Raw genomic sequence first — 9,520 nt, 5'->3', positions numbered from 1 at the left:
GGGGTCAGATTTCGATGAACTTCAGCGTCGGCTGCATCGGCATGTCGGCAGTCTGCTCGCCATCCAGTAGCGGCCACAAAGGACGCGCGTCAATGGCCGCGCCCTCGGTGGCGTCGAACATCACCGTGCGGTCCAGCCCGCGCAGGTGCAGGGTGAACTGCGCGCCGGGCATGTCGGCCCAGGCCTGCAGCGCCTGCACCTGCGCCAGCGTCATCCAGGCAGCGGACTCCTGGCCCTCCAGCGTGATCGGGCGGCCGGCGTTGCGCGCGCGCACGTGCACCATCAGGTCGCCCTGCGTGCCGTAGTCGGTGGCCATCTGCGGCGCCTGCCAGGCGTGCTCGTCGGTCCACACCAGGCGGTCGGACAGCGCCAGCGTGGTGGGCGCGCCCACGGCGGGGGTATGGGTCAGGGTGATGCTCATGGTGCTTCGGTCCGGCGGCTCAGGCGGCGCGGCGCTTGTCGGCGCCCACGCGGGCAATCAGGGCGTTCAGCTGGTCGCGCCCGGCGGGCGTGGTGGTGTCCACGTCGTAGCGCTCGCCGCGCGGCAGCTCCACCCGCACCACGCTGGCCACGCCGGCGCTGACGCCGCTGGCGCGCGCGCCGCCGCTGCTGCGCTCGGGCGCGGCGGGCGCGGGGCCGGGGCGGTCGCTCTTTTGCTTGGCGGCGCGGTCGGCCTCCATGGCGGCGGTCAGGCGTTCCAGTTCTTTTTTCAGCAGGCCCAGGGAGCCGTCGCCCGCCGTCGGGTCGCTGTATCTTTCCAGCAGCGCAATGCGATTGCGCAGGTTGTAGGCTGCCTCGGCGTTCTGGTTGCCGATCATGTCCTCGCCGAACATGGCGGCCAGGCGTTGATTGCGCAGCGCGGGATCTTCGCGGGCGGTAATGGCGTTGCCTTTGGCGTCGCTGGCCCAGCCGTCCTTGTTGCGAAAACCTCCGCCCACGCGCTGCACGCCCTCGCCCAGTTTCTCCTGGTACTCGCCCGCCGCCTTGGCGGCGTCGCGCGCGTCGCTGGCCACGTCGCGCCAGCCCTCGGCGGCCTTGTCGGTGGCGCCCCGGCTCTTGTCGCCCGCGCGGCCGGCTGCGTCGCCATAGTTGCGCGCGGCGTCCACGCCGTTTTGCAACAGGCCGGCCAGGTCCTTGGTGGCCGCCGCTTCCTTGATCTTGGCCTCGGCAATCTTGATGCTGGCGTTCAGCTCGGCCTCGTTCACCTTGGTCAGCTGGCCTTTGGCGCGCAGCTCCTCCAGCTTGGCGCGCGCCACGTTGATCGATCCCTCGGCCTCCACCCGCATGGCGTCGGCCTTGGCCAGCGTGATCTTCACGTCGATCTGCATCTGCTCGATGCGGTAGTGGCGCGCCAGGTTCTCGTCGCCCATCAGGCGGGCCATTTCCTCGCCTTGCGCGGCCAGCTGCTTTTGTGTCTGCAGCAGGCTCACGGCGCTGTCGGCGTCCGCTTTCTTGGCAATGGCGCTGGCGCGTGCGGCCTCGGTCTGGTCGGCAAAGGCGTCGCGCACGTTGGCCGCCGCCAGCGCCACCTGGCGCTCGGCCCCGGCCACCTGCTCGCGCGTGGCGCGGCCGGCCTCGTATTCGGCGCGCACCTGCTCCAGCGCGGTGCGCTGGTCCTTCAGCTTCAGCGTCAGCTCGGCCAGCTGCCCGGCGTGGTTGCGGTCGGCCTCGGCCGCCGCCTGTTTGGCCAGGGCGGCGTTCTTGGCCGCCTCGGCCGACTGGCGCGCGGCGCCGGCCTCCTCGGTCAGCTTGGCCACCTTGTCGCTCAGGCCCTTGATGTCCTGCTCGCGCGCCTTTTGCTCGGCCTCGTTGCCGGCGATCAGGTTTTGCTTGGCCGTCAGCTCGGCCGTGACGATCTCCAGCTCCTTGGCGCGCGCCTGGGCCACGGCCTCCAGCGCGGTGGCGTTGGCGGCTGCCGCCTGCTGCTCGGCCTGCAAGATGGCGCCGTGCTCGCCCTGCACGCGCGCCAGCTCCACCAGCGCGGCGCCCTGGTCCTTGACGGCCTGGGCGTGCTTGCCGGCGTTGGCGGCCTGCTGCGCCATGTCGGCCGCGGCCTTGCCCATGGTCTGGCCAACCGACACCCACGACTGGCTCAACTGCGCGGCAGCGGCGGTGGACTGATCGGCCGCGCCCTTCAGGCCGCCCATGCCGGCGGCTGCCTTGTCGGCGCCCAGCGCAGCGTCGGTGAATGCGCCGGCCGTGGCGCTGATGCGCCCACCGGCGGCGGCCATGCTGTCGCCCAGGTCGCCGCCAATGTCTTTCAGCAAGGCGGCCTTCTGCGCCCAGGTGGTGCCCTTGTCCGTCAGCACCGCCAGCGCGGCGGCGCCGGCGCCGATGGCGCGACCCAGCCCAAACAGCGCCTCGGCAAACCCCTGCAGCGGCACCAGCACCAGGCCCACGGCGCCGGCCAGCGCCCGCGCGCCGGCAATCAGCGCCTGCATGCCGCCGCCGTCGCCAGCAGCGGCAAAGGCCTGCGCCATGGCGTTCCTCAGCCGCTCCCAGGTGCCGGTCAGCGTGTTGTTCTCGCCGGCCATGGTCTTGAGCGACTGCGCCAGCGCCGGGAACAAATCACGCGCGGCCAACCCGCCCGACTCCACCAGCTTGATCAGCTCGGCCTCGGTCAGTCCAAGACCCTTGGCGGCCAGCGACAGCGCGCCCGGCAGGCTCTCGCCCAGCTGCTGGCGCAGCTCTTCCATGCTGACGGTGCCCTTGCTGGCCATCTGGCTCAGCGCCAGCACGGCGCGGCTGGTTTCGGCCGTGCTCAGGCCCAGCGTGGCGCCGGCCTTGGCCACCGATGCAAACAGATCGTTTTGCACCGCCAGCGGAATGTTGGCCGCCGTCGCCGCCGCCGTGAACGACTTGAACGAGCTGGACAGCCCGTCGAAGCCCACGCCGGCCGCATTGCTGGTTTCGCGCAAGAAGGCAATCTGCCGCTCGGCGAGCGCCGCGTCCTTGTAGATGGCCCCAAACGCGCGGCGCAAGCCGGCCACCTGTTCGTTGGCCGCAATGAAGGCGCGCGCCAGCTCGGTGGCGCGCTGGGCAATGCCCATGAACGCCTGCGCCAGCAGGTTGCCGACGGCAAAGTCGCGGATCGTGCCCGCCGTCGCCTGCCACTTGTCGCGCAGCCAGTCGGTGGTGCGGCCAAAGCGCGAGGTGGCGCGCTCGGCGGCGTCGATGCCGCCGGTGTTCGCGCCGACTTTGCCAACCTGCTCGGCCGCCTGTCCGGCGTGCTGGCCAGCCTGCTGCGCCGCCTGGCCCAGGCCGTCGAGCGCCTGGCTTGCCTGGTCGATCCCCTGCTGCGCGCCCTTGGCGTCAGCCGTGATCTTGAGCTCGACGCCCTGCTCAGCCATGGCGCGCGCCCGTGCCCAGGCCACGCTGGGCGCGGGCGAGGCTGAACAGGTTGATTGCTTGGTCTGCCATGGCCGCCATGCTCGCGCGCGCGGCGCCGCGGGGCCGAATGACCGGGGTCAGGGAATGAGGGGCGAGCGGCCCTCATCCCCACCCTCTCCCGCCGGGAGAGGGAGAAAAACGCTCAAACCGGCGCGCCGGCCACCGTCTGGCGGTAGTACTTGCTGATGCCCACGCCGGTCTTGCTGTCGTCCTTCAGGATCGAGCCGGTCACGTCCAGGCTGCCGAAGTTGTCGTTGATGAAGGCCAGCTGCTTGGTCACCGACTGGCTGGCGCGCCACACCTGCACCACGCAGGGGCTGCCGCCGTCGGCCTCGTTCAGGCCGCCGAACACCAGCTCCAGCTCCACCGTCTTTTGCGTCAGCGCCTCGATCACCGCCTGGTCGCCGTAGCTGTAGCTCACCCACAGGTTGTCGGCGCCGGTGATGTCGGCGGCGGTCGGCAGCACGTAGATGCCCTCGGGGCGCACCTCGTAGTTGCCGGCCATGGTCACATTGGTGGCGGCGCCGGCGGTGGCGCCCTTCTTGACGGTCACCGCCGTGGGCGCGATGTGCGCCAGCACGATCAGACCGCCGGGCGCGCCGCTGTGCGGCTCGTCGGTGGCGGTGCCGGCGTCGTTGCCGGCCACGGTGGCCATGGTGGCGCGCGCCAGGTTGGTGATGTTCAGGTCGGCCAGCTTCATCGTCAGGTTGACCTCGTTGACGCGGCGCACCTCGGCGTGCACGCCGCCGCCCAGCGCGGTCATGTCGTCCTGGCGCTTGACGTCCTCGCCGTGCTCGATGGTCAGCTCCAGCACGTTGCCGATTTCGGCCAGCGCGGCGGCGCTGCCGTAGGGGCGGGCATACACCTTGCCCACCTGCATGCTGGGGCGGTAGGTCTTGCTGATCAGGGTGGCTGCGGTCATGGTTCAGGGCTCCGGTTTCAGGGGGTGGTTGGCTTGCGAAACACGCTCTCGGCCTGCCAGGCCGAGGGCAGATAAAAGTAGCCCGCGCTGTAGGCGCCCGCCGGCGCGCGCACCGCCGCCAACGGGCGCGTGGTGCCGGGCAGCCTTTCGCCCAGCAGCGCGCCCATGGCCAGCGCCAGCAGCGGGCCGGCGGCGCGCCGCGCGGCATGGCCGGCGCGCTGCGTGGCCACGTTGCTCACGGCCGCCACCACGTACCAGGTGTGGGTCAGGCGCAGCAGGCGCGGGTCGGGCTCGGGCGCGGGCGAGAACCCTTGGCTGATCACGTGCAGCGCCGGCACGCGCTGGCGCTGCTCGGCCACGCCGGCCAGGTCGGCGGCGGTCAGCACGTGCACGGCGGGGCTCAAGCCGGCAACGGCGGTCTTGAGGATCGCCACGATGGCGTCCTCGAGCCGGCTGAAGTCGTTGATGTCCTGGAGGGTCATGACAGGCCCCAGAACAGCGACGCGGGCCACCAGGTGGCAAACAGCGCGCCCATGGCGATCAGGATCAGGGCCGATCCGGCCATCACAGCGGCCCCCCGGCCTTGGTGACGCCGTTGGCGCCGCCGCTGGTCCACCACATGGCGGCCCCCGTCACGGCGCCCCACTCGCCGGCCGTCACCCGGCCGTCGAGCAGCGCGCGCGCCGCGCACAGCACGACGATGACCGCCAGCACCAGGCGCGGGCGGCTCAGCTGCTGCAACACCTCGATCATCGGTAACCCCCGTCCACGTCGGCGCCGATGCCGCGCGGGGCAAAGGCGTGCTGCGTGTCGCCCGCCGCCGGCCCGGCCGTGGCCGGGCTGCCGGGCGCGCCGCCCCAGGGGCAGCCCAGCACGGCCTTGCCCTCGGCAATGGCGGCCAGCTCGGCGCTGGCGTTCTTGAAGCGGCGATAGACCTCGCTCTCGGGCGCCAGGTCGTCATACAGGTAGTAGCGCGCCACGTCGCAGACGATGCGCGTCAGCTGCGGCGGCGGCACCAGCTCGACCTGGTCGACGCCCACCGGCTTGGCGCAGCCCACCAAAGGCAGCGCAAACACGCGGCCCAGGTAGCCGTCGGCCAGCGCCTGCGCGTCGTCCAGCTTCAGCTGCACGCGCGCGGCCTGCACGGCGGCCTGGTCGTCCGGGTCGGTCAGCTGGATCAGCTCCGGCGTGCCAAAGCGGTCGATCATGTCCTGGACGGTGGCGTATTGCATGGCGTCAGGCGTGCACGTGCTCGGTGATCTGCACCTCCACCAGCTGGCCGGCCGCGGTGGCGGCGCTGAGCGCCCGGCCGCAGTGGTCGGTCAGGCTGCCGGCCGCCGCCTTGCCGCTGCCGTCGGCGGCGGGCTTGACGTAGGCGCCCAGCGTGATGGCGGCGCTGGCCTCGACCAGGGCGCTGTAGCCGGTGATGACGCTCACGGCCTCGCCGATGGCGGCCGATTCCTCGGACACGCCACAGCAATCCTTGCCGCCGCTGGCCGGCGCCACCACGGTGAGCGTGCCGTCAAAGCTGACGAAGCGGTTGGCGGCGAGGGCCACGGCCGCGATGATGGTGAGGGCATGCACTTTGTCGAACTGTCGGGACATGGGTTGCTCCTGTGGCAAGCGGGTTTCAGGGACGGAAAGCGGGGTCTTTCACCCAAAAGACCCGCCGGACACGGGGCCGGGCGGGCGAAGGGCGCGCGAGGCGCCTGGAGTCAAGGAGAGATTCAGGTCTTGGCGGGCGCCTTTTTGGCGGCGGGCTTGGCGGCCGGCGCGGCGCCTTCGGCGGCGGCCTCGGTGGCGGCGGCGCCGTCATCGATGCGCGCCGCCTTGGCGGCCAGCAGGGCGTCGGTGTCGACGGCGTCCAGCGCCGGCAGCGGCTGGCCGGCGGCAATCACGCGGCGCTCGCCGTCCACCATCACGGCGGTGGCCACCAGGGCGATCAGGGCTTGTGCTTTGCTCATGGTTCAGGGCCTCACGCGGGGTTGGTGAACAAAAAGCCCGCCGTGCCGCGCACCAGCGTGGGCGAGCGCTCGAAGGTGGCGCCGTAAATCCAGCTCTTGGTGGCGCGGTCGTAGTACGGCGTCTCGACGAAGGGGTGGCCCTCCAGCCAGCTGGTGAAGCCGAACGCCGGCTCGCCCAGCGACAGGCCCGAGCCGTCGGCGCCGATCACCGGCGCATAGGCCAGGATGGCGTTGTTGCCCCACACGTCGCTCACGGCGCCGTCCTCGCCCGTCACCACCGCGTCGGCCACCACGATGTTGGCCACGTTCAGGATGCTCTTGAGCTGCTCGACGGTGGCCGGCCCCAGGTTGGTGTTGGGCAGGTAGCCCTTGACCTCGGCGTTCATGGTCAGCGCGTTCAGCACGCCGGCGCCCAGCACCAGGGTGTTGGGGCGGCGGCCGGTGGCCTTGCGGATCACCTCGGCCTTGCCGCGCACGTCGGTCACCGGGGTGCCGGTGCTGCTCCACTTGGTGCCGCCCGACAGGCCCAGCACGTTGGCGCCATAGGCGGCGGTGTCGGTGGCAATGGCCGCGGCCTCGATCTCGTAGTCCAGGTTGAGCACCTGCAGCGCGGTGTTGACCGCCACGCGCGAGATGTCCAGGTTGGCGCCCACGTTCAGGCGGCGCGCCTCGTCCTGCTCCTGGATCAGCTCGCGCGGGATCGGCACGTCGATGGCGTGCTGGTCCACCGTGTAGGTGCTGCCCTGCCAGCCGATCTTGACCTGCTTGGTGGCCGCGCCCGGCGCGCGCCGCGTGTTGTAGCGGCGCGTGGCCTCGTCGCCCAGCTGCGCCAGCTGAAAGCCGCGCAGCGCCGTGGGCAGGCGCGGAAACAGCACCTGCGCGGCCATGGCCGTGCCCTGCGCCACGCCGTTGAGCATCAGGTTGCCCAGGATCGGGTTGGCCAGGCGAATGTCTTTGGGAGTCATGTCAGTGGTCCTCGTTGCGGTTTGGGGCCTGCGCTCAGGCGGTGAAGCGGGTCACCTGGGTCAGCGCCTCGGCATAGCTGACGCTGGGGTGCTCGGCCTGGTAGCGGCGCGCCGCCTGGTCGATGTCTTCGTCGCTCTTGCCGCGGGCGTCGAAGGCGGGCGCGTCGGCGCCGCCGGCCAGCTCGCCGAACTGCACCACCGCCGTGCGGCTGCTCATCTGGCCCTGCAGCCAGGCGCACATCTGCAGCGGCGTCACCTGGGTGGTGGTGGCGCCTTCGCTGAAGGACAGCGCCTGCTCGCCGGCGGCCAGCGTCTCCAGCGTGGCCACGGCCAGGTTCTTGTCCTTGGGTAGCAGGCGGCCGGCCTTGATCTCGGCCTCGGCAAAGCTCACGAAGCTGGCGCGGCGCTCGGCCGCCGCCTTTTCGGCAAAGCTTTTCACCTGCGCCTGCGCGGCGGCGTGGGCGTCGTTGGCCGCCTGCAGATCGGCCTGCAGCTTGGCGGTGGCATCCTGGCTGGCCTTGGCCTCGGCGCGCAGCTTCTCCAGCTCGGCCTTGTCGGTATCACTCATGGGGGGCTCCTGTGTTTGAGCGGGGATGGGTGCCGGCGCGCCGGCGGCTTCGGAAAAATCCAGCGTCACGGCCTCGGCCGCGTCCGCCACGGAATAGCTGATGTCCTTCAGGCCCGCCACCGCCGGCGGCTGCGCGCCCAGAAAGGCCACGTGGCGCAGGTACCACTTGCCCGGCGTCGGGTTGTGCGGCGCCGTGGGCGGGTACAGGCTGGCGCTGCGCTTCTTGAAGCGGCCGGCCTTCACCATCTCGGCAAAAGCCGCGTCCACCTGGTGCGCATCGACGGCCAGGTTGCCGGCCTCGTTGACGAACACGCGCTGCACCCAGCCGTAGGCCGGCAGGTTGTCCTTGGGGTGGCCCACCGTCAGCGGCGCCTCGCGCAGCGCGGCGTTGTAGCTGTCGGCCAGCTCTTGCAGCTGGGCGCGGGTGAAGGTGTGGGTGTTGCCGGCGTCGTCACGGTGCGTGCCGGCGCGGAAAATTTCAATACCGCCGGGCAAGGCAGCCGCGCCATCGGCGGGCGCGGCGGCGGGGGCGTTTGCGGGGGCGGTGGGCGCTTGCGATGCCATGGGCGGCATCGTCGCGCGAGGGGTGGCACACCCCTAAATGACTGGGGTCAGTTATTCCAGCTCAAGCGTGCGCTGGCGCTTGGCGCGCTCGGCGCGCAGCCAGCGCGCCTCGATGCGGCGCACGTGGCGCACGCTCATGCCCACCAGCTGCGCCACCCGATCGTAGTCCTGCCGCTGCTGGCCCAGCAGCGCGATCACGCGCGCGGCCATGCCGCTGCGCTGAATGTCGGCGCCCTGGTTGATGTAGGGCTGGCTGCCGCCCAGGTCGGCCGCCAGCCCCAGCATCAGCTCCACCGCCAGCTCGGCGGCGGCCACCGGCGCCAGCGCGTCGGCGCGCGACACCAGGGTGACGAACAGCGAGCGCGCGATGTCGCGCCAGCTGTCGGGCCAGCCGGCGGTGCGCGCCTCGATCGGGGCGATCTGCTCGCCGCTCAGCTCGGCCAGGTCGGGCCGGTCGGCCAGCAAGAGATCCACATCAGCGGCAACATGTTCGCTCATGGCTGGCGCCACTCCCATTGCTTGAGCGCCTCGATCAGCTGCGACAGCTGCGCCCAGTTGCAGAACTTCAAATCGTCCATGCCGGTCTGGCGCTTGACCCAGGCGCGCAGCGCCTGGGCGCTGGGGTTTTGAATCACGCCCTTGCGCCCCAGCGCATTCCACAGCGCCCACACCTTGCGCTCCATCGGGCTGGCCGCCGGGCGCACCGGGCGCGGCGTGGCCACGCCCAGCTTTTCGGCCAGGCGCTGCAGGTGCTCGCGCACCTGGCGCTGCTGCGCCTCGCTGCAGGCCTTGGCGCTGCGCTGGCCGGTCAGCTGCAGCAGCAACGCGCGGTAGTCGTCGTCCGACAGGCCGATCTTGCCGGACAGCACGTGGATGGCGGCGAGGTGCCTGGCCATGTCAGGCCACCTCGCGCAGCAGCAGGCGCTCAGGCGGCAGCTCCAGCGTCTGCGCCAGCAGCTGGCCCTCGCTGGTGCGCGCCAGCGCCAGCGACTGGTCCGTGCGTCCGGCCAGGCCATCCGCCGTCCACCAGCGCCGCGCATGCAGCACCATGCCGCCCGGATAGACCCGGCGCATGACCCAGCGCGAAGCACGGTCGGCCAGCTCGCCCTGGCAGGCGCGCCAGGCGGACAAGATATTGCTCGCGTTG

General features: G+C 71.6%; 13 protein-coding genes. All 13 read right to left on the bottom strand.

What is annotated here, in order from left to right:
• Positions 1-4 precede the first annotated feature (4 nt).
• The 13 genes from ACWHMB_RS10280 to ACWHMB_RS10220 all read right to left on the bottom strand — a co-directional run bounded on the left by ACWHMB_RS10280 (position 5) and on the right by ACWHMB_RS10220 (position 9,504).
• Positions 5-421: a hypothetical protein gene (locus ACWHMB_RS10280; protein WP_377483135.1), complete on the bottom strand. Its 417-nt coding sequence runs from the start codon at positions 419-421 to the stop codon at positions 5-7.
• 19 nt (positions 422-440) lie between these two features.
• Positions 441-3,350: a tape measure protein gene (locus ACWHMB_RS10275; RefSeq protein WP_377483138.1), complete on the bottom strand. Its 2,910-nt coding sequence runs from the start codon at positions 3,348-3,350 to the stop codon at positions 441-443.
• A 182-nt stretch (positions 3,351-3,532) separates the two neighbouring features.
• Complete coding sequence (locus tag ACWHMB_RS10270; protein WP_377483140.1) at positions 3,533-4,312, bottom strand: phage tail tube protein; 780 nt, start codon at positions 4,310-4,312, stop codon at positions 3,533-3,535.
• Positions 4,313-4,329: 17 nt separating this feature from the next.
• Positions 4,330-4,794, bottom strand: a complete 465-nt coding sequence (locus ACWHMB_RS10265; protein ID WP_377483142.1) for a phage tail terminator protein — start codon at positions 4,792-4,794, stop codon at positions 4,330-4,332.
• A gap of 82 nt (positions 4,795-4,876) precedes the next feature.
• Entirely contained in the window at positions 4,877-5,065 is a 189-nt protein-coding gene (locus tag ACWHMB_RS10260) for a hypothetical protein (protein ID WP_377483144.1), read from the bottom strand.
• Positions 5,062-5,544: a gp436 family protein gene (locus tag ACWHMB_RS10255; protein ID WP_377483146.1), complete on the bottom strand. Its 483-nt coding sequence runs from the start codon at positions 5,542-5,544 to the stop codon at positions 5,062-5,064. Before ACWHMB_RS10255 ends, ACWHMB_RS10260 begins: the two co-directional genes overlap by 4 nt.
• 4 nt (positions 5,545-5,548) lie before the next feature.
• Positions 5,549-5,917: a DUF2190 family protein gene (locus ACWHMB_RS10250; protein ID WP_377483149.1), complete on the bottom strand. Its 369-nt coding sequence runs from the start codon at positions 5,915-5,917 to the stop codon at positions 5,549-5,551.
• A gap of 122 nt (positions 5,918-6,039) precedes the next feature.
• Entirely contained in the window at positions 6,040-6,276 is a 237-nt protein-coding gene (locus ACWHMB_RS10245) for a hypothetical protein (RefSeq protein WP_377483150.1), read from the bottom strand.
• A gap of 11 nt (positions 6,277-6,287) precedes the next feature.
• On the bottom strand, positions 6,288-7,241 hold the full coding sequence (locus ACWHMB_RS10240) for a major capsid protein (protein WP_377483152.1): 954 nt from the start codon (positions 7,239-7,241) through the stop codon (positions 6,288-6,290).
• A 34-nt stretch (positions 7,242-7,275) separates the two neighbouring features.
• Positions 7,276-8,373: a hypothetical protein gene (locus ACWHMB_RS10235; protein WP_377483154.1), complete on the bottom strand. Its 1,098-nt coding sequence runs from the start codon at positions 8,371-8,373 to the stop codon at positions 7,276-7,278.
• Between the two features lie 51 nt (positions 8,374-8,424).
• Positions 8,425-8,871 carry a hypothetical protein gene (locus ACWHMB_RS10230; protein ID WP_377483156.1) on the bottom strand — a complete coding sequence of 149 codons (447 nt, stop codon included), beginning with the start codon at positions 8,869-8,871 and terminating at the stop codon, positions 8,425-8,427.
• Positions 8,868-9,269, bottom strand: a complete 402-nt coding sequence (locus ACWHMB_RS10225; RefSeq protein ID WP_377483158.1) for a regulatory protein GemA — start codon at positions 9,267-9,269, stop codon at positions 8,868-8,870. Before ACWHMB_RS10225 ends, ACWHMB_RS10230 begins: the two co-directional genes overlap by 4 nt.
• A gap of 1 nt (position 9,270) precedes the next feature.
• Positions 9,271-9,504, bottom strand: a complete 234-nt coding sequence (locus ACWHMB_RS10220) for a hypothetical protein (RefSeq protein WP_377483346.1) — start codon at positions 9,502-9,504, stop codon at positions 9,271-9,273.
• Positions 9,505-9,520: the final 16 nt, after the last annotated feature.

The organism is Ottowia pentelensis, from assembly GCF_964341695.1.
Note: the sequence above shows the minus strand (reverse complement) of the source record. Positions and strands in the feature narration are given on the sequence as shown.

Bases quoted from the DNA above. Each gene is read 5' to 3' on its own strand.
- ACWHMB_RS10225 (WP_377483158.1), bottom strand. From the start codon at position 9,269: ATGGCCAGGCACCTCGCCGCCATCCACGTGCTGTCCGGCAAGATCGGC.
- ACWHMB_RS10265 (WP_377483142.1), bottom strand. From the start codon at position 4,794: ATGACCCTCCAGGACATCAACGACTTCAGCCGGCTCGAGGACGCCATC.
- ACWHMB_RS10235 (WP_377483154.1), bottom strand. From the start codon at position 8,373: ATGGCATCGCAAGCGCCCACCGCCCCCGCAAACGCCCCCGCCGCCGCG.
- ACWHMB_RS10255 (WP_377483146.1), bottom strand. From the start codon at position 5,544: ATGCAATACGCCACCGTCCAGGACATGATCGACCGCTTTGGCACGCCG.
- ACWHMB_RS10245 (WP_377483150.1), bottom strand. From the start codon at position 6,276: ATGAGCAAAGCACAAGCCCTGATCGCCCTGGTGGCCACCGCCGTGATG.
- ACWHMB_RS10270 (WP_377483140.1), bottom strand. From the start codon at position 4,312: ATGACCGCAGCCACCCTGATCAGCAAGACCTACCGCCCCAGCATGCAG.
- ACWHMB_RS10280 (WP_377483135.1), bottom strand. From the start codon at position 421: ATGAGCATCACCCTGACCCATACCCCCGCCGTGGGCGCGCCCACCACG.
- ACWHMB_RS10250 (WP_377483149.1), bottom strand. From the start codon at position 5,917: ATGTCCCGACAGTTCGACAAAGTGCATGCCCTCACCATCATCGCGGCC.
- ACWHMB_RS10260 (WP_377483144.1), bottom strand. From the start codon at position 5,065: ATGATCGAGGTGTTGCAGCAGCTGAGCCGCCCGCGCCTGGTGCTGGCG.
- ACWHMB_RS10230 (WP_377483156.1), bottom strand. From the start codon at position 8,871: ATGAGCGAACATGTTGCCGCTGATGTGGATCTCTTGCTGGCCGACCGG.
- ACWHMB_RS10240 (WP_377483152.1), bottom strand. From the start codon at position 7,241: ATGACTCCCAAAGACATTCGCCTGGCCAACCCGATCCTGGGCAACCTG.
- ACWHMB_RS10275 (WP_377483138.1), bottom strand. From the start codon at position 3,350: ATGGCTGAGCAGGGCGTCGAGCTCAAGATCACGGCTGACGCCAAGGGC.